The sequence below is a fragment of the Streptomyces sp. NPDC001828 genome (genome assembly GCF_042892175.1).
Classification (GTDB): domain Bacteria; phylum Actinomycetota; class Actinomycetes; order Streptomycetales; family Streptomycetaceae; genus Streptomyces.
Map to the genome: position 1 here is coordinate 157,898 of NZ_JBIATV010000017.1, position 22,678 is coordinate 180,575.

The 22,678-nt window shown below is 71.7% G+C and carries 20 protein-coding genes; 14 read left to right on the forward strand and 6 right to left on the reverse strand.

Going from position 1 to position 22,678, the window contains the following annotated elements; translation table 11 throughout:
- Positions 1 to 127: 127 nt before the first annotated feature.
- On the forward strand, positions 128 to 529 hold the full coding sequence (locus tag ACFYZA_RS36015) for a hypothetical protein (RefSeq protein ID WP_382597254.1): 402 nt from the start codon (positions 128 to 130) through the stop codon (positions 527 to 529).
- On the opposite strand, the gene ACFYZA_RS36020 is transcribed toward ACFYZA_RS36015, so the two are convergent.
- The 3 genes from ACFYZA_RS36020 to ACFYZA_RS36030 all read right to left on the reverse strand — a co-directional run bounded on the left by ACFYZA_RS36020 (position 507) and on the right by ACFYZA_RS36030 (position 4,887).
- On the reverse strand, positions 507 to 2,684 hold the full coding sequence (locus ACFYZA_RS36020) for a lipopolysaccharide biosynthesis protein (protein ID WP_388494639.1): 2,178 nt from the start codon (positions 2,682 to 2,684) through the stop codon (positions 507 to 509). The two genes, ACFYZA_RS36015 and ACFYZA_RS36020, sit on opposite strands and share 23 nt — an antisense overlap.
- Positions 2,677 to 3,867: a DegT/DnrJ/EryC1/StrS family aminotransferase gene (locus ACFYZA_RS36025; RefSeq protein ID WP_388494640.1), complete on the reverse strand. Its 1,191-nt coding sequence runs from the start codon at positions 3,865 to 3,867 to the stop codon at positions 2,677 to 2,679. The genes ACFYZA_RS36020 and ACFYZA_RS36025 overlap by 8 nt, the downstream gene beginning before the upstream one ends.
- A gap of 117 nt (positions 3,868 to 3,984) precedes the next feature.
- On the reverse strand, positions 3,985 to 4,887 hold the full coding sequence (locus tag ACFYZA_RS36030; RefSeq protein ID WP_382597248.1) for an RNA polymerase sigma factor SigF: 903 nt from the start codon (positions 4,885 to 4,887) through the stop codon (positions 3,985 to 3,987).
- A 245-nt stretch (positions 4,888 to 5,132) separates the two neighbouring features.
- Between ACFYZA_RS36030 and ACFYZA_RS36035 the strand changes: the two genes are divergently transcribed.
- From ACFYZA_RS36035 to ACFYZA_RS36060, 6 genes are all read left to right on the forward strand, one after another.
- Positions 5,133 to 5,501, forward strand: coding sequence for an STAS domain-containing protein (locus tag ACFYZA_RS36035; RefSeq protein WP_382597246.1), 369 nt, complete (start codon positions 5,133 to 5,135; stop codon positions 5,499 to 5,501).
- Positions 5,502 to 5,565: 64 nt separating this feature from the next.
- Complete coding sequence (locus ACFYZA_RS36040; protein WP_382597244.1) at positions 5,566 to 6,075, forward strand: ATP-binding protein; 510 nt, start codon at positions 5,566 to 5,568, stop codon at positions 6,073 to 6,075.
- Positions 6,076 to 6,354: 279 nt separating this feature from the next.
- Entirely contained in the window at positions 6,355 to 7,020 is a 666-nt protein-coding gene (locus ACFYZA_RS36045) for a peptidase (RefSeq protein WP_382597242.1), read from the forward strand.
- 86 nt (positions 7,021 to 7,106) lie between these two features.
- Positions 7,107 to 8,045 carry a hypothetical protein gene (locus ACFYZA_RS36050; RefSeq protein ID WP_388494641.1) on the forward strand — a complete coding sequence of 313 codons (939 nt, stop codon included), beginning with the start codon at positions 7,107 to 7,109 and terminating at the stop codon, positions 8,043 to 8,045.
- Entirely contained in the window at positions 8,042 to 9,124 is a 1,083-nt protein-coding gene (locus tag ACFYZA_RS36055) for a hypothetical protein (RefSeq protein ID WP_388494642.1), read from the forward strand. Before ACFYZA_RS36050 ends, ACFYZA_RS36055 begins: the two co-directional genes overlap by 4 nt.
- Positions 9,125 to 9,165: 41 nt before the next feature.
- On the forward strand, positions 9,166 to 10,584 hold the full coding sequence (locus tag ACFYZA_RS36060) for a hypothetical protein (protein WP_388494666.1): 1,419 nt from the start codon (positions 9,166 to 9,168) through the stop codon (positions 10,582 to 10,584).
- A 72-nt stretch (positions 10,585 to 10,656) separates the two neighbouring features.
- Here the strand turns inward: ACFYZA_RS36060 and ACFYZA_RS36065 are convergent, their stop codons facing one another.
- Positions 10,657 to 12,177, reverse strand: coding sequence for a peptide MFS transporter (locus tag ACFYZA_RS36065; RefSeq protein ID WP_388494643.1), 1,521 nt, complete (start codon positions 12,175 to 12,177; stop codon positions 10,657 to 10,659).
- A 469-nt stretch (positions 12,178 to 12,646) separates the two neighbouring features.
- On the opposite strand from ACFYZA_RS36065, the gene ACFYZA_RS36070 reads away from it, so the two are divergent.
- On the forward strand, positions 12,647 to 13,324 hold the full coding sequence (locus tag ACFYZA_RS36070; RefSeq protein WP_053725082.1) for a response regulator transcription factor: 678 nt from the start codon (positions 12,647 to 12,649) through the stop codon (positions 13,322 to 13,324).
- Positions 13,325 to 13,337: 13 nt separating this feature from the next.
- Positions 13,338 to 14,609, forward strand: a complete 1,272-nt coding sequence (locus ACFYZA_RS36075) for an ATP-binding protein (protein ID WP_382597234.1) — start codon at positions 13,338 to 13,340, stop codon at positions 14,607 to 14,609.
- Between the two features lie 31 nt (positions 14,610 to 14,640).
- Here the strand turns inward: ACFYZA_RS36075 and ACFYZA_RS36080 are convergent, their stop codons facing one another.
- Positions 14,641 to 15,144: a GtrA family protein gene (locus tag ACFYZA_RS36080; protein ID WP_382597232.1), complete on the reverse strand. Its 504-nt coding sequence runs from the start codon at positions 15,142 to 15,144 to the stop codon at positions 14,641 to 14,643.
- Positions 15,145 to 15,223: 79 nt separating this feature from the next.
- Here ACFYZA_RS36080 and ACFYZA_RS36085 point away from each other — a divergent pair, with 79 nt between their 5' ends.
- The 4 genes from ACFYZA_RS36085 (at position 15,224) to ACFYZA_RS36100 (ending at position 19,912) form a co-directional block, all read left to right on the forward strand.
- Positions 15,224 to 16,453, forward strand: a complete 1,230-nt coding sequence (locus tag ACFYZA_RS36085) for a 5-(carboxyamino)imidazole ribonucleotide synthase (RefSeq protein WP_382597230.1) — start codon at positions 15,224 to 15,226, stop codon at positions 16,451 to 16,453.
- The gene (purE, locus tag ACFYZA_RS36090) at positions 16,450 to 16,983 is read left to right on the forward strand and encodes a 5-(carboxyamino)imidazole ribonucleotide mutase (protein ID WP_388494644.1); all 534 of its coding nucleotides are present in this window, start codon (positions 16,450 to 16,452) and stop codon (positions 16,981 to 16,983) included. Before ACFYZA_RS36085 ends, purE begins: the two co-directional genes overlap by 4 nt.
- A gap of 5 nt (positions 16,984 to 16,988) precedes the next feature.
- Positions 16,989 to 18,185: a dipeptidase gene (locus ACFYZA_RS36095; RefSeq protein WP_388494645.1), complete on the forward strand. Its 1,197-nt coding sequence runs from the start codon at positions 16,989 to 16,991 to the stop codon at positions 18,183 to 18,185.
- Between the two features lie 581 nt (positions 18,186 to 18,766).
- Complete coding sequence (locus ACFYZA_RS36100) at positions 18,767 to 19,912, forward strand: dipeptidase (protein ID WP_382597224.1); 1,146 nt, start codon at positions 18,767 to 18,769, stop codon at positions 19,910 to 19,912.
- Positions 19,913 to 19,921: 9 nt separating this feature from the next.
- Here the strand turns inward: ACFYZA_RS36100 and ACFYZA_RS36105 are convergent, their stop codons facing one another.
- Entirely contained in the window at positions 19,922 to 21,247 is a 1,326-nt protein-coding gene (locus ACFYZA_RS36105) for a UDP-glucose dehydrogenase family protein (RefSeq protein WP_382597222.1), read from the reverse strand.
- A gap of 192 nt (positions 21,248 to 21,439) precedes the next feature.
- On the opposite strand from ACFYZA_RS36105, the gene ACFYZA_RS36110 reads away from it, so the two are divergent.
- Entirely contained in the window at positions 21,440 to 22,615 is a 1,176-nt protein-coding gene (locus ACFYZA_RS36110) for an acyl-CoA dehydrogenase family protein (protein ID WP_267895393.1), read from the forward strand.
- The last annotated feature ends 63 nt before the right edge of the window (positions 22,616 to 22,678 follow it).

Below are 22,678 nucleotides of genomic sequence, written 5' to 3' on the forward strand. Positions count from 1 at the left end.
TTTCACCCCCGGAGGGTCTCGGGAAGGGGCGGGGTGGGGGAAAGTCTGAAGGGGCGCGGGGAACTGCGCGAACGGCCATGCGAAACACAGGACTTGAGAGCCGGCCATTCACGACTCGGAGGTCGTCATGACGCTCAGGCAGAACCAGATCAGAGCCACCCTCGCCCTGTCCGGCTGGGCCGCACTCGCCGCGACCGCGCTACCCGCGGCCGGCCCGGCCCGCTGGATCCCCGTACTGCTGTACGTGAGCCTCGGCCCAGGACTCGCCCTGCTCTATCCACAGCCGCAGGCACTGCGGCCCGGAGCGAGGCTGGAGGCGCTCGCGCTCGCCGCCCCGCTCAGCCTCTCGTTCGGCGCGCTCGTGTCCACCTGCCTCTTCCTCGTGCACGGCTTCTCGGCCACCGCCTTCCTCGTCTCGCTCGCCGCGTTCTCCACCGTCGCCTGCGCGTTCCCGGGCCTGCCCCTCCCGGCCGCGACCCGGGGTGCCGTGGAGCGGACCAAGCGGGTCAGGCCGGAGGGCGAGCGGTGAAGCGGCGGTGCACGAGTGCCGCCGTCGTCACCGCGCACAAACCGACGAAGACCGGCAGGGCCACCCCGGCGAACGCCCGCTGGGCCGCCCAGCCCGCGACCGCGAGCACCCACACCGCGACCGCGGTGACCCGCCAGTGCACGCGCAGGGCCCGCAGGGACACCGTCGCCAGCGCCAGGCAGAGCAGTTGCAGGACCAGGGGCAGCCAGCGCTCCACGCCGGAGGGGTCGGCGAGGCCCGCCGTCTCGGACAGGAAGCGGGTCAGCGCGGTGTGCCAGGGGCCCGACAGCCGGTCGGGCGGTACGCCGAGGATGACCGGGGCGGTGTGCAGGGCCGCCACCGTCACCCACAGGCCGGCCACCAGCAGGCCGGGGCGCGGCCGGTAGAGGGACACCGCCGCGCTGCACACCACGATGAGCAGCACCCCCGCGGTCAGGCTCACCGGCGGTAGCGCGTGCAGCAGGCCGGTGCCGTTGAGACGGGGGCCCGCCGTGTCCGGGGCGCGTGACAGCGGGACCCAGAACAGGCCCGCGGCGAGGCCGAGCAGCAGCCACAGGGCGGTGGTCAGGAGCGACTCGTCGCTCTCGCGGGCCGCCGGGTCGGGCGGAAGCCGCAGGTGCAGGGTGGTCGCGGAGCCCTGCTCGGGGTGCGCCCCGGGGACGTACACGGGGATGCCGAGCGCGGGCGTGGCCGTGTCCATGCCGCCGCGCAGATACGCGGTCTGGGTGGCCCACCGCGTGCCGTACTCCCGTGCCTCCTCGGTCCTGGCCGCCTGCGCCTTCCTGGCCCAACTCGTCCCGTATTCGGCCGACTTGGGAGCGCCCGGGGTGCGGATGGCGGCGCGGCCCGCGAGCGCGCCGCGCAGGCCGGGCACGCAGCACAGGGCCATCACGGTCATCGCGCACAGCTGCGCCCACCCGGCGCCGGAGATGCCGAACACGCCGAGCAGCACCGCGGCGCTGCCGAGCACCAGGGCGCACATCGCGCCCTGGAGGATCGCCAGCATGCCGGTGCGGCCCTGGACGCGCAGCACCCCGATGTACAGCTCGACGGCGACCCGGGGGATCGCGGCGGCGGCCAGCAACTGGAGCACCAGCGTGCCGTGCCGGGCGTAGTCGTCGCCGAACGGGCCGAGGATCTGGCGGGCGAACAGGACCAGGAAGAGGACCACCGGGATGAGCAGCAGCGCCATCCGGCGCAGGGCGCCGCGTACCCCGTCGGCGAGCTTGTCGGGGCTGTGCGAGGAGTGCGCGGTCAGCGAGGAGGCCATGTTGATGGCCATGAACTCCATGGTCCCGCCGACCGTGTACGCGATGAAGAAGAAGCCGTTCTGCGCCGCCGGGAAGCGCACCGCGACCATCACGGGCAGCAGGTTGATCATGGCGAGCGAGAACAGCGCCCCGACCGAGTCGCCGGCCAGGAAGCGGCCGATCTCGCGCAGCTCGGGGACCGGCCGGTCGCGGTCGGCTGCGGCCTGTGCCGGGATCAGCCGGCGGAAGATCAGCCAGCCGAGCGGCAGGATGGAAAGGGCCATCGAGGCGGCCCACGACACGAAGACGCCGAGGGCGAGCGCCGAGAACACGGCGAGCAGGAGCAGCTTGCCGAGCGAGAACACCGCGTTGCCGACCGGCACCCAGATCGCCTTGCGCAGGCCGGTGAGGACGCCGTCCTGGAGGGTCAGGATCGCCCAGGCCACCGACGACACCGTGAAGACCACGCCGGCGGTGAGCCCGGAGAGCGGCTCGTACGAGGGTCCCCACAGCGGCAGCGAGAAGAGGAAGGCGACGCAGGCCACCGCCACCACGGCGGTGCTGACGACGTAGGCGCGGCGCACCAGCATCGCGGTGGAGCGCCCGGCGCGCGGCACGTAACGGACCACCGCGCCGATCATGGTGGTCGCGGTGATCGAGGCGAGCAGCTTCATCGCGGCGATGGCCGCCGAGCCCTGCCCGACCGCCTCCTCGCTGTAGTAGCGGGCCGCGACCAGCCAGAAGCCGAGGCCGAGCGCCGCCGAGACGGCCGTGGACAGCATCAGGGCATAGGCGTTGCGGAACATCGAGTCGCCGCCGCCCGTGGGCTCGCTGCCGTCCTTGACGGCCCGGTCGGACGGCACGGCGGCGATGTCCTCGATCTCGGTTCCGGCCGTGTCAGACACCGGCGGGGCCGCCCCTCGCGGGCCGGACGCCCGCAGCGCGCAGCACCTCGATCGTGCGGGCGGCCTTCAACGGGTCGACGGGCAGGGCGTGTTGGGCGAACCAGCGGCCGGGCCCGGGTGCGGGCGACGGGTCGGTGAACGCCTCGCCCGCGTAGTCGTCGAGCGGCGGATCGTACAGATAGCCCACCGTGATCCGCGCCCGGGCGAGCGCCGCGCGGGCCGCGTCGCGGTCCTCGACGAGCAGCGGAACGCGGAACAGGGGCTGGACGGGCCCCGGCCTCGGCCGCGCCCACTCGGTGGCGAGCAACCGCTCGGCGCCCCGGCGGTGTGCGTCGAGCACGGCGTCGAGCCTCCCCAACTTCCGTCCGATCCGGGCGAGTCGGCCCCTGCCCGGGGTCGCCCGGTAGTCGTGCATGTCGACCCGGGCCCAGGAGTGGAAGGCGGACAGACCGGGCGCGGCCGTGACGGCGTGGGTCAGCTCCTCGGGGCGCAGGGGCATCCTGATGTCCTCGCGCTCCTGCTGCCCGAGCATCCTGAGCACCGCCCAGGCGGCGGGCGCCAGGCGGAGGCCGCGCACGGCCGACTCGGCGTACGGCCGCGCCCAGTAGGCGAGTTCGGCGCCGGTGCGGCGTGGGGCGAGGAGGGCGTCGCGGGTCTTGGTGAGCGCCTCGCGCAGGCCCGGGTCGGCGATCGCGAGGAAGCCGCCCGCCTTGGCCGCGGTGTGCTTGGAGAGACTGAAGACGGAGGCCTGCCCGAAGGTGCCGACCTTGCGCCCGGCCGTCTCGCTGCCGATCGCGTGGGCCGCGTCCTCGATGAGGGGGATGCCCAACCGCGCGCAGCGGGCGGCCAGTTCGGGCGCCGGATCGGGGTTGCCGTACAGGTTGGTGGTGAGGACGGCGGAGAGGCGGGGCCAGAGCGCGTCCGGTACGGCCGCCACGTCGAGGGACCCGTCCAGGGGGTCGAGCGGCGCCTGGACCGGCCGCAGCCCGGCCGCGAGGACCACGAAGAAGATGACGTCGTCGTTGACGGGGGACATCAGCACCCGGCCGCCCGGCGGGCACCAGTGTCTGAGCGCCAGGTACAGGCCGAGCCGGCAGGACGGCACGTAGAGGCACTCGCGCCCCAGCCGTTCGCGCATCGGTGCTTCCAGCTCTTCGTACGCCATGACCTCTTCGTACGCCATGAAGTCCCCCCAGACCCCCCGCATCCCCAGCGCTCAATGTGACCCAGTGCGCACCACCGCGTCAACAACGCGGAAGAGCCCGCACCTTGACGGTGCGGGCCCCTCGGACAGCTGTGCTCACTCTTCGACGGTCAGCCCCTTGCGGAGCTTGCGCAGGGTGCGCGAGAGCAGCCGGGAGACGTGCATCTGGGAGATGCCGAGCTCCTCGCCGATCTCGGACTGCGTCATGTTGGCGACGAAGCGCAGCGAGAGGATCTTCCGGTCCCGCGAGGGCAGTTCGGCGATCAGCGGCTTCAGCGACTCGATGTACTCGATGCCTTCGAGGTCGTGGTCCTCGTAGCCGATGCGGTCGCTCAGGGCGCCTTCGGAGTCGTCCTCCTCGGGCTGGGCGTCCAGCGAGCTCGCGGTGTACGCGTTGCTCGCCGCCATGCCTTCGACGACTTCTTCCTTGGTGATGCCGAGGCGTTCGGCGAGCTCGCCCACCGTGGCCGAGCGGTCAAGCTGCTGGGCGAGTTCGTCGCCCGCCTTGGCGAGGTCCAGACGGAGCTCCTGGAGCCTGCGCGGAACCCGCACCGACCAGGAGGTGTCGCGGAAGAAGCGCTTGATCTCGCCGACGATGGTCGGCATCGCGAAGGTGGGGAACTCCACTCCGCGGTCGAACTCGAACCGGTCGATCGCCTTGATCAGGCCGATCGTGCCGACCTGGATGATGTCCTCCATCGGCTCGCTGCGGGTGCGGAAGCGCGATGCGGCGAACTTGACCAGGGCGAGATTCAGTTCGACCAGGGTGTTGCGCACGTAGGCGTGCTCTTGAGTGCCCTCTTCGAGCGCGTGCAGGCGGGCGAAGAGCGTCTTCGACAGCGCCCGTGCGTCGACCGGGCCGACCTCGGTGTAGGGCGGGATCTGGGGAAGTCCCTCAAGTCCAGCGGTTTCGTGCGATCGTGCATGTGGGGGGCGGATGTCCTGCGGTTCCTGCTTGATCGACGTATCCGCAAGCGATTCGTCGAGCCGGGGTGACATGGGTCTCCTCCATCGTTCTCGGCATATGGCTGCCGATGCCCATACGTGTTGTCCGCGGTGTGCGGCGCCTCCGTGGCCGGTCGTGTTGAATAGCTGTCTCTACTACCCCTACCCGCTTTATGTAGGCACTTGCAAGGCTTCTTTGTTGGTATATGTCCGCTTTGGTGCGATGTTCGGGTTCCAGAAGACGTAGGGAAGGCGTAGTGTTCCTGGGAAGTTACGACGAATCGGCGAAGAGGGACGGCATGGACCGCGGCACGGTCGGCAGCACGAATCGGGGCCGGCTCCGGGTCGGAGTCCGCACCGTTGGTCACAGCGAGGTCCTGACACCCGCGGGTGAGCTCGATCACCACACCGCGGATCTGCTCAGGGAGCCGCTGGAGGAAGCCCTCGACCAGGGGCGCATTCGGCTCGTCGTGGACTGTTCGCAGCTTGAGTTCTGCGACTCCACCGGGTTGAACGTGCTGCTCGGCGCCCGCCTCAAGGCGGAGGAGCTGGGCGGCGGGGTGCACTTGGTGGCCATGCAGCCCGTGGTGGCTCGGGTATTCGAGATCACGGGCGCGGAGGCAGTCTTCACCGTGCATGATTCGCTCGATACCGCTCTGAGTGACTGACCCGGATTCGTCCGGGCAGGAGACCAGACTGAAGACATTGGCGAATCGGTGAGGTGAAGCGCTGATGAGCACCACCCGGGAGCAGGCTCCGGGCGACCGTGGGCCCGAATCCCAAGGTGCCGGGCCCAACGCCGGGCTGTCGGAAAACGACGGCCCGGCCCCCGTAGTATCCGCACGCGTCCTGGCGCTGACCGGGGCGAGCGGCATCGTGCCGATGGCCCGCGACTTCACCAGGCAGGCCCTCTACGACTGGGGCTGGCTCCCGGCGGCGACGGCCGAGGGCCGCGCCGCCTGCGAGGACGTGCTGCTCGTCGTCTCCGAGCTGGTCACCAACGCGTGCCTGCACGCCGAGGGGCCCGAGGGGCTGCGCGTCTCGCACACCGCGAAGGTGCTGCGCCTGGAGGTCAGCGACCTCGGTTCGGGCCAGCCCGCGCCCCGCACCCCGCACCGCGCGGGGCGGCCCGGTGGGCACGGCATGTTCATCGTGCAGCGGCTGTGCCTCGACTGGGGCGTGACGCGCACGCCGGGCGTGACCGGCAAGACGGTCTGGGCGGAACTCGCGGCACCCGCGTAACCCCGGCCGGCCGGGCGCGCGCCCTGCGCGCGGCTCCGGCCGGGCCCGCCCCTCGGCGCCCGCGCGACCGCGGCCGGGCGCAACCCGTGGCACCCGCGTAACTCCCGTTCATGGTTACCGGCGGTTCTTACCGCCGGGCCACACGCATGTCCGGACGCCGATCCGACCCTGTTCTTTGTCTTCCCTCGACAACCTCCCCGGCGTACCTTGAGCGCCCAATCTGATGTGCCGTCAGTAACTTGGCGGCCTCCGGCTCAACCGGCATAAGGGGAACCAGAGGTGTCGTACCGGAAGAGGACAGCTCTCGCGCTGGCGACGGCGGTGGCGGGCTCGGTGGTGCTGATCACCGCCCCGGCGGCCCAGGCGTCCGTCGTCGACGTCAACTACAACTGCAAGACCCCGATCGGGGCGAAGAGCGCCGTCTCGCCCATCGACATCAAGGCGGTCAAGAGCGGCAGCTCCTACAACGTGACGATGTCCTTCCAGAAGGGCGTCTCCTCCAGCCCGGTCGCGCTCGGCGCGGGCGCGATGAACCCCAGCGCGGTGATCGACCTCGGCGGCGCGGACAAGGGCACCATCGCGGTCAAGGGCCCCGCCAACACCGCGGAGATACCCGCCAACGCCCCCATCAAGATCAGCGACTTGTCGGGAACCTACGTACCGAAGGCCAACGGCAAGGTCACGCTGACCGCGGGCGTGCTCACCATCAAGGCGCTCGGCACCGTCACGACCTGCACCGCCGGCAACAGCCCCGGCCCCTCCCTGGAGCTGGACGTCACCGGGGCCGCGGGCTCGGGCGGCAGCAGCAGTGGTGGCGCCCCGGCGGCCCTGCCCAAGACCGGCCCGCTCGACTCGGCCGTGGCTCTCGGCACGCTCGGCGGCACGGTCGTCCTGGTCGGCGCGGCCGGGGTGCTCTGGCTGACCCGCCGCAACCAGCGGGCCTGACCCCGCCTTCCGCGCACCCGCACGGAAACCCCGCGCACCCGTACGGAAACCCCGCAAGGAACCGCCTCGCGCCCGAGGAGCCGCCGATGCGTCCGATCCGCCTGGTCCTGCCGGTCACGGCCCTGCTGCTGTGCGCCCTCGCGGCGCCCGCCGCCGCGGCCGCGCCGACAGCGAGCGGGGACTGGACCGCCGCACCCGCATCCGGCGGCGGGACCCGCCCCAGCTCCGACGGGCGGCCCTACTTCTACCTGGAGGGTCCGCCCGGCACGGTCCTCCAGGACACCGTCTCGCTGAGCAATCCCTCCGGCGCCCCCCTCACCCTGAGGCTGCGCGGCGCCGCCGCCTACAACGCCACCGACGGCGGCTTCGCCGTACGCCGGACCCCCGACCCCTGGATCGCCCTCGCCGCACCCGAGGTGAAGATCCCGCCACACACCCGCGCCGACGTGCCGTTCGCCGTCACCGTCCCGCCCGGCGCGCAGCCCGGCGACCACCCCGCCGCCCTGGTGGCCGAAGCGGGCGGCCGCGAGGTGGGCGTACGACTCCAACTCCGTGTGTCGGGGCCGACGTTGAGCGCGCTCACCGTGGAGTCCCTACGCGTCGACAAGGCCCACGGGCTGATCCGCTACGCCCTGGTCAACCGGGGCAACACCACCCTGGCCCCGCGTCTGGCGCTGCGCGTCGACGGGGTGTTCGGCCGCGCCCTGGACCGCCCGGCCAAGGCGCTGCCCGTCGAGCTGCTGCCCGGTCAGCGGGTCGAGCTGAGCGAACCCTGGGCGCATCCGCCCGCCCTCGACCGGGTCACCGTGCGGCTCGACGTGACGGCGGACGGCGGCGCCCACGCCACCGCCGGGACGAGCGCCGCCTTCGTGCCGTGGGGCGCGGTCGCCGGGGCGGCTCTGGTGGTGCTCGGCGGCGCGGCCGCCGCCCTCCGGCTGGTCCGGCGCCGTCGGCGGCGCGCTGGCGAGCCGGTCGAAATGCCCTTGCCGGAACGCGAGTTGGCGCAGACAGGAGCCCGTCAGTGAAGCCACGTCCCGGGGGCGCGGCCCTCGCCCTGCTGCTGTCCGGTCTGCTCGCCGTGCTGCTGGCGGGCCCCTCGTACGCGGCCCCCGAGGAGCCCGCGCCCAGCGTCGCGCTCTCCCGGAGCGAGGCCGCCAAGGGGGCGGACGTGACCGTCACCGGCAAGGGGTGGCGGCCCGGGGCGCTGCTCATGCTCCTCGTGTGCGGGCAGTCCACCCCCGAGCTCGGCGTCATCGGCGGCACCAACTCCTGCTCCAACGCCGACGGTCAGGCCGTCACCACCGATGCCAAGGGCTCCTTCAGCAAGGTCCTGTCGGCCGCGGCGCCGCCCAAGCCCTGTCCGTGCGTCGTCCATGTGGCGACCGTCCAGGGCGAACAGGCCGTCCTGGACACCGAGTTGAAGATCACCGGGCATCCCGAGGAGCCGCTGCCCGCCACCGGCGCGGGCAAGCTCGCGGTGCTCACCGAGCCGCGCCTGGACGGCAGCGGCTCCCTGCTGACCTGGTTCGGCGCGCCGCCCGCCCGCACCCTGGTCTTCACCGTCGGCAACCTGGGCTCGGGCCCCGTGAAGGATCCCGTCTTCCAACTCGGCACCGCCCACGGTGTGTTCGCGCCGCAGTGGGAGGACCGGCAGTGGAAGGGCACCATCCAGCCCGGCCAGAAGGCCGAGATCAAACTCGACTTCGAGCTGTCGCCCGGCGCCCACGGCGACTACCAGGTCTCGCTCCAGTACGCCAAGAAGCTGCTCGCCACCGAGCCGTGGGGGGTGGACCGCCCCTGGGGCGTCACCCTCTTCTGGATCCTGCTCTGCCTGGTGGTGCCGGCCGCCGTCTTCCGCATCGGCATGGTCGTCGTCGACCGGCTGCGTCCGCGCACCCCCGGGCGGTCCGACCAGGCCCGCCACCGGAGCGTACGGCTGCCCGATGTGACCGTGCGGCTGCCCAGGGCCGGCCGGGCGCCCGCCGAAGGCCCGCCGCCCGCGCCGGGGCCCGGCCCGGGCGCCGCCCCGCACGGAACCGCGGCCGCGCTGCCGTGGTTCACCCCCGACTCCGCACCGTCCGAGAACCACCCCAACCGTCCGTAACGTTCCACGACGAAGGGAAATCCGTGACCACGCAACGGAGGATGAGCGCGGCCGGTCTCGCGCTGATGCTCGGCGGCGCGGGGATCATGCTGGCCGCAGGTCCCGCACAAGCAGCCGAAGTCTCGTACGCCACCGAGTGCATACCGCCGTCCATCTCCGGTCTGCCGCCGGTCGAGGGCACGACGAAGGTGCAGATCACCGCGCCCGCCACGGCCAAGGTGGGCGACGAGGTGGACGTCGTCTGGAAGTTCACCCAGGCCGCCTCGAACAACCCCAACGTCCTCGACCTCAACAAGGACGTCGTCCAGCCGACCGGCACCCTCAAGGCGGCGGGCGCGCAGAGCGCCGACATCGCCATGAAGGGCCCGCGGCAGAACCCGCCCATCCCCAAGAACAGCCCGATGGTCCTCTCGGACATGACGGCCAAGCTGAAGCTGACCAAGGCCGGTGACGTCACCCTCACGCCGGACGCGTACAACATCAACGTCAACCAGATCATGTCGACGGACACCAAGTGCACGCCGAAGGCGACGGTCGGCGTCTCCGCGACGATCAAGGTGACGGACGCGGGCGGCACCACCGGCGGCTCGACCACCGGGGGCACCACCACGTCCGGGGGCACGACGTCCGGCGGCACCACGGGCTCGACCACGTCCGGAGGCACGACGTCCGGCGGCACCACCGGCTCGACCACCTCGGGCGGCACCACGACGTCCGGCACCACCGGCGGGTCCACGTCCGGCGGCACCACGAGCGGGGGATCCACCTCGGGCGGGACCACCGGCGGCAGCGGGGGCCAGACCGACTTCCCCGGCAAGGAGGTCGCCGTCAACTTCGCCTGCACCTCGCCAGGACCGGCCAGCATCCAGTCCAAGGTGACCATCAACGCCAAGAAGAACGGCGGGAGTTACGCCCTCACCGTCAAGACGGCCAAGGGCGTCATGAACAGCCCGGCCGACCTTCCGGCGGGCGCGCTCAAGCCGTCCATGCAGGTCACCGTCGGCGGCGCCGACAAGGGCTCGGTGGCCGTCACGGGCCCGGCCAACCCCGACCCGGTCAAGTCGGGCGCGCCGGTCAGCCTCACCGACATGACGGGCACCTACAAGCCGGGCGCCTCCGGGAAGTCGACGCTGAGCCCGGGCGACCTGTCCATCGACGTCACCCTGGGCGGCTCCCCGATTCACATCCCGTGCAAGGTCTCCGGCTCGGCCCCGGTCTCCCTGGAACTGGACACGGCGGCCCAGCCGGGCGGCGCGGCGGGCGGCAGCGGCTCGGCGGGCGGTACGGCGGCCACGGGCGGCTCCAGCGCCTCCACGGCCGGCTCGGGCGGTCTCGCCCAGACCGGCGCGAGCGACAACGGCGCCCTGCGGGCGCTCGGCCTGGTCGCGGGCACCGTGCTGCTGCTCGGCGGCGCGATCTTCACCTTCACTCCGTGGAAGCGCCTGCGCGGCACGCGCTGACACCCTCCGGGCAACGCGAAGGGCCGCCGCACCTTCCCGGTGCGGCGGCCCTTCGACCGTGTGCGGGACGCGTCAGTGGACGCTGCCCATCATGGCCTTGACCTTGTTGCGGTACATGTAGACCGCCACACCCGCGACGACCGCCGCGGCCGCTTCGAGGCCGATGACCCCGATGCCGTTGAGGCTCACCCCGCCGAGCGAGAGCAGGCCCGTGACGCAGTCACCGGCGGTGACGGCGAGGAACCAGATGCCCATCATCTGCGAGGCGTACTTCTGCGGCGCCATCTTCGTGGTGACGGACAGGCCGACCGGCGACAGGCACAGCTCGCCGATGGTCTGGATCATGTAGATCGACACCAGCCACATCGGGCTGACCTTGGTGCCGTCGCCCGCCATGTTCATCGGCACGATGAAGACGAAGAACGACGCGCCGACGAGGACCAGGCCCATCGCGAACTTCACGATGGTGTTGGGCTCCTGGTTCTTGCGCGCGAGCCACAGCCACAGCCACGCGAAGACCGGCGCGAGCGCCATCACGAACAGCGGGTTGAGGGACTGGTACCAGGTGGCCGAGAAGCCGAGTCCGAACACCGAGTCCGCGGTCTTGCCGTCGGCGAACAGCGACAGGGTCGAACCACCCTGGTCGTAGATCATCCAGAAGACGGCGGCGGCGATGAAGAACCAGATGTAGGCGCTCATCTTCGTCTGCTCGGTCGCCGACAGGTCCTTGTCGCGCTTGATGCGCGTCAGGACGGCGAGCGGAATGAGCAGACCGGCGAGGGTCAGCGGGACCAGCGCCCAGTTCAGCGTGTAAGCGCCCAGGCCCACGACGGCACCGTAGAAGACCACGACGGCCACGATGGCGAGGGCGACCTTGGTGAGGACGCTCTTGCGCTCCGCGGCGCTCAGCGGGTTCGGGACCACGCTGCTCTTCTCGCTCAGGTTGCGCGTGCCGATGAGGAACTGGGTCAGACCCAGGCCCATGCCGACCGCGGCGAGCGCGAAGCCCAGGTGCCAGTTGTGCTCCTTGCCGATCGTGCCGACCACGAACGGGGCCACGAACGCACCGAGGTTGATGCCGACGTAGAACAGCGTGAAGCCGCCGTCACGGCGCGGGTCCTCGGGTCCGTCGTAGAGGTGGCCGACCATCGTGGAGATGTTGGCCTTGAGGAGACCGGAACCGACCGCTACCAGGATCAGACCGACGAAGAACATCGCCTGGCCGGGGATCGCGAGCGAGAAGTGGCCGGCCATGATCACGAAGCCGGCGATGGCCACGGTCTTGCGGGCACCCCAGACGCGGTCGCCGAACCATCCGCCCGGCATCGCCATCAGGTAGACCATCGAGACGTAGACGGAGTAGATCGCCGTCGCCGTCGCGGTGGTCATCGCCAGGCCGCCACCCTGGCTGCCCGTGGCGGCGTCGGCGCCGCCCGAGACCAGGTAGTAGATGAGAAGCGCACGCATGCCGTAGTAGGAGAACCGCTCCCACATCTCGGTCATGAACAGAGTGGCCAGGCCGCGGGGGTGGCCGAAGAAGGTCTTCTCGGTGCCAGTGGTACTGGCGGAGTCCTTCGTCAGGCTGGACGCCATGGTCGATCCTTGCTTGCTCGGGACGCGCGCTTCGTGAGCGTTGAGTCGCGCCCGGTGGGGGAGGGCCGGCACCGGCATGGGGACCGTCCCCCCGACGCCTTCGGGGCCCGGCTCCGTGGGGGAGCTCGGAACGGACGGACCACACCGGGATCCACACCCCGTGCGCTTCATCGCGCTGGGGCCCGGCCCGTAGGTCATTCACTGGTCTCAAGACTGGCAAAGCCGGTCTTGTGCAGAAAAGAGACCCTTGGCGCGCCAAGCAAGCCAAAGGTCCTTGAGTAGTGCTATAGGCGTCGGGACACCATACGTCACCACACTGCGGCATATGGAAGGACTTGAGAGATGGATCACAGGCATCCCTGGAACCACTCACCCTGATTCGAAGGTGTTAAACAAGATCGCTCCCCAGACCCGCAGGGCGGGTGGATCACCTGACGCATTGTCGCCGCCGCGGACTACCATCACCCCCATGACCCGTGTACTGCTCGCCGAGGACGACGCGTCCATCTCGGAGCCACTGGCCCGCGCCCTGCGCAGGGAGGGTTACGAGGTCGAGGTGCGCGAGGACGGCCCGACCGCCCTCGACGCCGGACTGCAGGGGGGCGCCGACCTGGTCGTGCTCGACCTGGGGCTTCCCGGCATGGACGGCCTCGAAGTCGCCCGGAGGCTCCGCTCCGAGGGACACACCGTCCCCATCCTCGTGCTCACCGCCCGCGCCGACGAAGTGGACACCGTGGTCGGCCTCGACGCCGGTGCCGACGACTACGTGACCAAGCCCTTCCGCCTGGCCGAACTGCTCGCGAGGGTCCGGGCGCTGCTGCGGCGCGGGGCCACCGAGCCGGTGCCCCAGCCCGCCACCCACGGCGTGCGGATCGACGTCGAGTCGCACCGCGCCTGGATGGGCGACGAGGAGCTCCAGCTCACCGCCAAGGAGTTCGACCTGCTGCGCGTCCTGGTCCGGGACGCGGGCCGGGTGGTGACCCGCGATCAGCTGATGCGCGAGGTCTGGGACACCACGTGGTGGTCCTCGACCAAGACACTCGACATGCACATCTCGTGGCTGCGCAAGAAGCTCGGCGACGACGCGGCCAACCCGCGCTACATCGCCACCGTCCGCGGAGTCGGCTTCCGCTTCGAGAAGAGTTAGAGCACCTCCGCACATGCGCCGTCGGCTGATCAACTCCACACTCGCGGTCGTTCTCGTGGTGATCGCGGTCTTCGGCGTCTCCCTCGTCATCGTCGAGACGCGGACCATCAGCAGCAGCGCCCAGGAGAGCGTCAACTCCGAGGCGCTGCGGCTGGTCTCCGTCGTCGACAGCCGCACACTGGCGAACGAGACGATCAACGCGCAGGTCCTGAACGAACAGATCGACCCCAAGCGGTACGCCCGCATCGCGATCCCGGGCCGCCCGGTGATAGAGATCGGGCAGAAGCCCGGGGGCACCGTCATCAAGGGCACCGCCGTGGGCGAGCGCGGCGAGTCCGTGCTCGTCGAGGAGTCCCGCTCCACGGTCACCAAGGAGGTCGGGCGCACCCTGCTCATCATCGGCGCGGTGGCCCTGCTCGCCATCGTGTCCGCGGTGCTCCTGGCCGTACGCCAGGCCAACAAGCTGGCCTCCCCGCTCACCGACCTCGCCGAGACCGCCGAGCGCCTCGGCTCGGGCGACCCGCGCCCGCGGCACAAGCGGTACGGGGTGCCCGAGCTGGACCGGGTCGCCGATGTGCTGGACTCGTCGGCCGACCGGATCGGCCGGATGCTCACGGCCGAGCGGCGGCTCGCGGCGGACGCCTCGCACCAGCTGCGTACGCCGCTGACCGCGCTCTCCATGCGGCTGGAGGAGATCGCCCTCACCGACGACCTCGACACGGTCAAGGAGGAGGCCACGATCGCGCTCACGCAGGTCGAGCGGCTCACCGACGTGGTGGAGCGCCTCCTCACCAACAACCGTGACCCGCGCACCGGTTCGGCCGTGGTCTTCTCGCTCGACGAGGTCGTCAAGCAGCAGCTGGAGGAGTGGCGGCCGGCCTATCGCGGCGAGGGCCGCGCGATCGTGCGCTCCGGCAAGACCGGCCTCAAGGCGGTCGGCACCCCGGGCGCGGTCGCCCAGGTGCTCGCCGCGCTGATCGAGAACTCGCTGATGCACGGCGGCGGCACGGTCGCGGTGCGCACCCGCGTCACCGGCAACCAGGCCGTGGTCGAGGTCACCGACGAAGGCCCCGGAGTGCCGCCCGACCTGGGCGCGCGGATCTTCGAGCGGACCATCAGCGGCCGCAACTCCACGGGCATCGGCCTGGCGGTCGCCCGCGACCTCGCGGAGGCCGACGGGGGCCGGCTCGAAATGCTGCAGCAGCAGCCCGCCGTGTTCGCGCTGTTCCTCAGCCGCGAGGCGCGCGGGCGGCGGGAGCCGGAGCGTACGGAGACGATCCGCTGAGGCCCGGAAGGGGCCCGCTCAGCGGAGGCGGTCAGTGCTTGGCGGGGACGGCGGGCCGGGGGGCGTCGAGAAACGATTCGGCCGTCTGTACTGCCTCCCGGGCCGGGAGTGCGCGGAACACCCAGGTGCGGTAGGACCAGAACCGGAACAGGGTGCCGAGCCCGATGCCGAGGAACTTGAAGAAGTTGTTCTGCCACGGGCTGTTCCACTCGAAGCCGTACGTGGCCACGTACAGGATGCCGTTTTCGATCACCGCGCCGACCACGCTGAACAGCAGGAACAGCGTGAGCTCACGGGCCCGGCCGCTCTTCTCGCGGTCGCGGTAGGCGAAGTAGCGGAAGCCCACGTAGTTGAACGCGATCGCGATCCCGGTGGCCAGCAGGCTGGCCCGCACCACCTGGAGGTCGGTCGCGTGCCGCAGCAGGTTGAAGGCGCCCATGTTCACGAGCACCCCGAGACCGCCCACGGCGCCGAACTTGGCGACCTCGCGGACGAGCAGTCGCAGTCGCGATGGCGACGCGCCCTGTGCACTCATGGTGATCGCCCAGCCCCGTCCGAGTCGGTGTGCTTTTCGTGCCAGTCAACCCGCCCATGCTAACCACCCCCCCTGTGCAATGCCCGTGGGCACCCGGGTTCCGCCCCGCGCGACCGGGCCCTGGAGGGCCCGCCGGGGCGGCGGATACCCTGGAGGCGTGACGTTCCCGGTAGTCGGCATGGTCGGCGGCGGTCAGCTCGCCCGCATGACCCACGAGGCGGGCATCCCCCTCGGCATCAGATTCAAGCTCCTCAGTGACACCCCGCAGGACTCGGCGGCCCAGGTGGTGAGCGAGGTCGTCGTCGGCGACTATCGCGACCTGGACACGCTGCGTGACTTCGCGCGCGGCTGTGACGTGATCACCTTCGATCACGAGCACGTGCCGACCGAACACCTGCGGGCCCTGGAAGCGGACGGCGTCGTCGTCCGACCGGGGCCCGACGCGTTGGTGCACGCCCACGACAAGGGGGTGATGCGCGCCCGCCTCAGCGCGATCGGCGCGCCCTGCCCCCGCCACCGCATCGTGGCCGACCCCGCGGACGTGAGCGCGTTCGCCGAGGAGGGCGGGGGCTACCCCGTCATCCTCAAGACGGTGGTCGGCGGCTACGACGGCAAGGGCGTGTGGTTCGTGCGCTCCGAGGCGGACGCGGCCGACGCCTTCAAGGCGGGCGTCGACGTCCTCGCCGAGGAGAAGGTGGACTTCGTGCGGGAGCTGGCGGCCAACGTCGTACGGTCCCCCAGCGACCAGGCCGTGGCCTACCCGGTCGTCGAGTCGATCCAGGTCGACGGGGTCTGCGACACGGTGATCGCCCCCGCGCCCGGCCTCGACGACGAGCTGGCGGGCGAGGCCCAGCAGCTCGCCCTGCGCATCGCGTCCGAGCTCGGCGTCGTCGGCCACCTCGCGGTCGAGCTCTTCGAGACCCGCGACGCCGACGGTGTGCCGGGCATTCTCGTCAACGAGCTGGCGATGCGCCCGCACAACTCCGGCCACTGGACCCAGGACGGCGCGATCACCTCGCAGTTCGCCAACCACGTCCGCGCCGTCCTCGACCTCCCCCTGGGCGACCCGCGCCCGCGGTCGAAGTGGACCGTGATGTGCAACGTGCTCGGCGGCGACTACCCGGACATGTACTACGCGTACCTGCACTGCATGGCCCGCGACCCGCAGCTCAAGATCCACATGTACGGCAAGGACGTGAAGCCCGGCCGCAAGGTGGGCCACGTCAACACCTACGGCGACGACCTCGCGGAGGTCCGCGAGCGGGCCCGCCACGCAGCCGACTACCTCAGGGGAACGATCACCGAATGAGCACCAGCACTGGCCCCGTCGTCGGCATCGTCATGGGCTCGGACTCCGACTGGCCGGTCATGGAGGCCGCCGCCAAGGCGCTCGACGAGTTCGAGATCCGCTACGAGGTCGACGTCGTCTCCGCGCACCGGATGCCGCGCGAGATGATCGCGTACGGCGAGGAGGCCGCGGGCCGCGGCCTCAAGGCGATCATCGCGGGCGCCGGGGGAGCCGCCCACCTGCCCGGCATGCTCGCCTCCGTGACGCCGCTCCCGGTCATCGGCGTCCCCGTCCCGCTCAAGTACCTGGACGGCATGGACTCGCTGCTCTCCATCGTGCAGATGCCGGCGGGCGTGCCGGTCGCCACCGTCTCGGTCGGCGGGGCGCGCAACGCGGGGCTGCTCGCGGCCCGCATCCTGGCCACGCAGGACTCCGAACTCCTCGCCCGCATGCGGGAGTTCCAGCAGGAGCTGAACGACCAGGCCACCGAGAAGGGCAAGCGGCTGCGGGCGAAGGTCGAGGGTTCGGGCGCCTTCGGATTCGGAAAGTGAGTGCCATGACACCTGCCACGCCTCATCTCGACGAAGCCCGCGCGCTGCTCGCCGCGCACCCCGTGGTCGACGGCCACAACGACCTGCCCTGGGCACTGCGCGCCAAGGCCCGCTACGACCTGGACCGCTGCGACCTGGCGACCGACCTGACCGGCCGCACCCACACCGACCTCGAGCGGCTGCGGGCCGGCGGGGTCGGGGCGCAGTTCTGGTCCGTGTACGTACGGACCGACCTGGCCGGTGACGAGGCGGTCAGCGCGACCCTGGAGCAGATCGACTGCGTCGACCAGATGCTGGCGCGCTACCCCGGCGACCTGGCACCCGCGCGCACGGCGGACGACATGGAGAAGGCCCGCTCCGAGGGCCGCATCGCCTCGCTCAAGGGCGCCGAGGGCGGCCACTCGATCAACAACTCCCTCGCCACGCTGCGCGCGCTGTACGCGCTCGGCGTGCGCTACATGACCCTGACCCACAACGACAACCTCGCCTGGGCGGACTCGGCGACGGACGAGCCGAACGTGGGCGGGCTCTCGCCGTTCGGCCACGAGGTCGTCCGCGAGATGAACCGCGTGGGCATGCTGGTGGACCTCTCGCACGTGGCGGCGACGACGATGCGGGACGCGCTCTCGACGTCGGCGGCGCCCGTGATCTTCTCGCACTCGTCCGCGCGGGCGATCTGCGACCACCCGCGCAACATCCCGGACGACGTGCTCGCCCAGCTGCCCGGCAACGGCGGGGTGGCGATGGCGACCTTCGTGCCGAAGTTCATCCTGCCGGCGGCGGTCGCCTGGACGCAGGCGGCGGACGAGAACCTGCGCGCGCACGGGCTGCACCACCTCGACACCTCGCCGGAGGCGATGAAGCTCCACGAGGCGTTCGAGGCGGCGAATCCGCGGCCGGTCGCGACGGCCTCTACGGTCGCGGACCACCTCGACCACATGCGGGAGGTCGCCGGGGTCGACCACATCGGGCTCGGCGGCGACTTCGACGGCACCGCCTTCACCCCGGCCGGCCTGGACGACGTCTCGGGCTACCCGAACCTGGTGGCCGAGCTGCTGTCCCGCGGCTGGTCCTCGGCGGACCTGTCGAAGCTGACGTGGTCCAACGCGGTACGGGTCCTGCGCGACGCGGAGTCCGTCTCGGCGGACCTGTCCGCCCGCCGCGGCCCCTCCAACGCGACCCTGCCGTCCCTGGACGGCTAGCCCTCTCGGGGGGCGGGCCGGCTCCGCCGGGGGGCGGCTTTCGGGCCCGCCCGTGCCCGGGGGGTGGCTGGCTTTCGGGCCCGCCCGTGCCCGGGGGTGGCTGGCTTTCGGGCCCGTGCCGCCCGGGGGTGTTGTGGGGGTCGGCTTCGCCGGGGTGCGCAGTTTCTCGCGTCCCCTCGGGCTTGTTCCTCCCCCACCCCGCCCCTTCCCGAGACCCTCCGGGGGAGAGGTGCATCGGCTGCGAGCCGTGCGTGGCTGAGCGCGCAGTTCCCCGCGCCCCCAACCCCCTTTTCGGCTGCGGACCGTGCCCGTTCCTCGCGCTCCTACCCGTACCGGTGCGGGTCGGCATGAGGGGGTTTCAGCCCGTCCGGCGTTTGAGGACGGGCGCCCTTGAGGCGCGATACGGGGTCTGGGGCGGAGCCCCAGGGGCCTGTCGGTGAACCCCGGGGCGGGGGCGGAGCCCTCAAGGGGCCCGGGGCGGAGCCCCGCGGGTCCCCCGAACGCTCCGTCCGCCGCGACCCGCCCGCCCCGCCGTGACACGGTGTCGATACTGCCGTCACCGCCGAAACCGGGAGCCCGTCATGGCAGATCTGCAGGACGACCCCGAGAACGCCTCGGCGGTCGGCGAACTCGACCCGCCGGCCTCCGCACCCCCCGACCCGGCCCCGGCCCCCGCCCCGGACACCAACGTCGACGCCGACGACGACCGCCTCGACCGCGCCCGCGACCTGCTCGCCGCGTACCCCGTGGCGGACGGGCACAACACCCTGGCGAAGGCCCTCGCGCAGGCCCCCTGGCACGACCTGGAGGTCGGCGAGAGCTCGCTCGACACGGATCTGCCCCGGCTGCGGGCCGGCGGCGTCGGCGCGCAGTTCTGGGCGCTGACGGCCGACCGCGACTGCCCCGACCCGGCCGGCGCCACCCTGGAACGGCTCGACCGGATCCGTACCCTGGTCGCCGCCTCCCCCGAGTGGCTGCGCCTCGCCCTGACCGCAGGGGACCTCGCCGACGCCCGCAACTGCGGCCGAATCGCCTCGTTCCTCGGCCCCGTCGCCGCGCACGCACTCGGCAACTCCCTCGGCACCCTGCGGGCGTACCACGTCCTGGGCGTACGAGCCCTCGCGCTGACCCCCGGCACGCCGTGGACCGAGCCGGGCCTGAGCCGCTTCGGCCTGGAGGTCGTGCGCGAGTCGAACCGGCTGGGGATACTGCTCGACCTCTCCGGCGCCGCCCCCGCCACCTGGCGCCGCACGATCGACGCCTCCAAGGCCCCCGCGCTGCTCTCGCGCTCGGCGGCGTCCGCCCTCACCCAGCACCCCCTGAACGCCTCCGACGACCTGCTGGCCGCACTCGGTGCGCACGGCGGGGTCTGTCTGGTGAGCTTCGCCCCGGAGCAGATCGAGCGGGGCGGCCCGGCCGTCTCCGTGCGCGATGTGGCGGACCACATCGAGCGGGTGCGCGATGTGGCCGGGCCCACGCACGTGGGGCTCTCGGGCACGTACGGGCTGATCACCGGGGCGCCGCGCACCACCGGCCTGGAGGACGCGTCCTGCTATCCCACCCTGATCGCCGAGCTCCTCGACCGGGGCTGGACCGAGCCCGAAATCGCCGCGCTGACCTGGGAGAACCTTGCCCGGGTGATCCGGGACGTGGAGTTCACGGCCCGGGCGACCGCACCCCGCAGGGCCCCTTCGAGCGCCACCATCGAGGACCTCGACGGACCGTGAGGCCCGGCCTCAGGCGCGCGGGCGGCCCATCGCGCGGTAGGTCCAGCCCGCCTCCCGCCACTTGGCCGGGTCGAGGGCGTTGCGGCCGTCCAGGATGATCCGGGTGGCCGTGGCCCCGGCCAGCTCGGCGGGGTCGAGGTCGCGGAACTCGCGCCACTCGGTCAGGTGCAGGACGACATCGGCGCCGCGCACCGCGTCGAACGCGGTCGGCGCGTAGCCGAGCGTGGGGAAGAGGCGGCGGGCGTTCTCCATGCCCTTGGGGTCGTACACCGTGACCTGGCCGCCCTGGAGGTGGATCTGCCCGGCCACGTTCAGCGCGGGGGAGTCCCGTACGTCGTCCGAGTCGGGCTTGAAGGTGGCGCCGAGCACCGCGACCCGCTTGCCGAGGAAGGTCTCGCCGCCCACCGCCTCGCGGGCCAGCTCCACCATGTGGCCGCGGCGGCGCATGTTGACCGAGTCGACCTCGCGCAGGAAGGTCAGCGCCTGGTCGGCGCCGAGCTCGCCGGCCCGGGCCATGAAGGCCCGGATGTCCTTGGGCAGGCAGCCGCCGCCGAAGCCGATGCCGGCCCGCAGGAACTTCTTGCCGATCCGCTCGTCGTGGCCGATGGCCTCGGCCAGCTTCACCACGTCACCGTCCGCGGCCTCGCACACCTCCGCCATGGCGTTGATGAACGAGATCTTGGTGGCGAGGAAGGAGTTGGCCGCGGTCTTCACCAGCTCGGCCGTCGGGAAGTCGGTCACCACGAACGGCGAGCCCTCGCCGATGGGGCCCGCGTACACCTCGCGCAGCAGCTTCTCGGCGCGCTCGCTCTCCACGCCGACCACGAGCCGGTCCGGGTGCAGGGTGTCGTCGACGGCGAAGCCCTCGCGCAGGAACTCCGGGTTCCACGCCAGCTCCACGCCCTCGGGCAGGGCGGCCGCGAGCCGGGCCGCCGAGCCGACCGGCACGGTGGACTTGCCGACGACGAGCGCGCCGTCGCGCAGATGCGGGGCGAGCGAGCCGAAGGCGGCGTTGACGTAGCTCATGTCACAGGCGTACTCGCCGTGCTTCTGCGGGGTGTTCACGCAGACGAAGTGGACGTCGCCGAACGCGCCGACCTCCTCCCAGGAGGTGGTGAAGCGCAGCCGGCCGCTCGCGCCCTCAAGGCCCGCGACGTGCTGGGCGAGCAGCTCCTCCAGGCCGGGCTCGTACATGGGGACGCGGCCCTGGCTCAGCATCTCGATCTTCTCGGGGACCACGTCGAGGCCGAGCACCTCGAATCCGAGCTCCGCCATCGCCGCGGCATGGGTGGCCCCGAGGTATCCGGTGCCGATCACGGTGATCTTGAGGGCCATGCGGTGCTCCTGGAATACGGGCTCGGGAGGCGGGCTCGGGCTGCGGGCGACAAACGCGCTGCCCGAGCATAGTCGGGCCCGGGTGGGCCCCCCGTGCGGGCTGTCGCCAAGCTCACGTATGCCTGGGGCGGCCCTGCCCCCTAAAATTAGGTTACTTAACGGTAGTTAGCATCCCTTGGGGAGTGAGAGACCTTGGCCGGAACGGCTGGAAACGCAGGAAACGCAGGGTTCGACCTGTACCGCCCGTCCGAGGAGCACGACATGCTCCGCGACGCCATCCGCTCGCTCTCCGAGGCCAAGATCGGCCCGTACGCGGCGGAGGTCGACGAGCAGGCCCGCTTCCCCCGGGAGGCGCTCGACGCGCTGGTCGCCAACGACCTGCACGCCGTGCACGTGCCGGAGGAGTACGGCGGCGCGGGCGCCGACGCGCTCGCGACCGTCATCGTGATCGAGGAGGTCGCGCGCGTCTGCGCCTCCTCGTCCCTGATCCCGGCCGTCAACAAGCTCGGTTCGCTGCCGGTGATCCTCTCCGGCTCCGAGGAGCTGAAGAAGAAGTACCTGGGCCCGCTCGCCAAGGGCGAGGGCATGTTCTCGTACTGCCTCTCCGAGCCCGACGCGGGTTCGGACGCGGCCGGCATGAAGACGAAGGCCGTCCGCGACGGCGACTTCTGGGTCCTCAACGGCGTGAAGCGCTGGATCACCAACGCCGGTGAGAGCGAGTACTACACGGTCATGGCCGTGACCGACCCGGAGAAGCGCTCGAAGGGCATCAGCGCCTTCGTCGTGGAGAAGTCGGACGAGGGCGTCTCCTTCGGCGCCCCCGAGAAGAAGCTCGGCATCAAGGGCTCGCCGACCCGCGAGGTCTACCTCGACAACGTCCGCATCCCCGCCGACCGCATGATCGGCGAGGAGGGCACCGGCTTCGCGACCGCCATGAAGACCCTGGACCACACCCGCATCACCATCGCGGCCCAGGCCCTCGGCATCGCGCAGGGCGCCCTCGACTACGCCAAGGGCTACGTCCAGGAGCGCAAGCAGTTCGGCAAGGCCATCGCCGACTTCCAGGGCATCCAGTTCATGCTGGCCGACATGGCCATGAAGCTGGAGGCCGCCCGCCAGCTCACCTACTCGGCCGCCGCCAAGTCCGAGCGCCTCGACTCGGACCTGACGTTCTTCGGCGCCGCCGCCAAGTGCTTCGCCTCCGACGTCGCGATGGAGATCACCACCGACGCCGTCCAGCTCCTCGGCGGCTACGGCTACACCCGCGACTACCCGGTCGAGCGCATGATGCGTGACGCCAAGATCACCCAGATCTACGAGGGCACGAACCAGGTCCAGCGGATCGTGATGTCCCGCAACCTGCCGTAACCGAAGGCGAGTTGGGGAAGGGCCCGCATCCGGCGCATGCCACGGATGCGGGCCCTTCGGCTC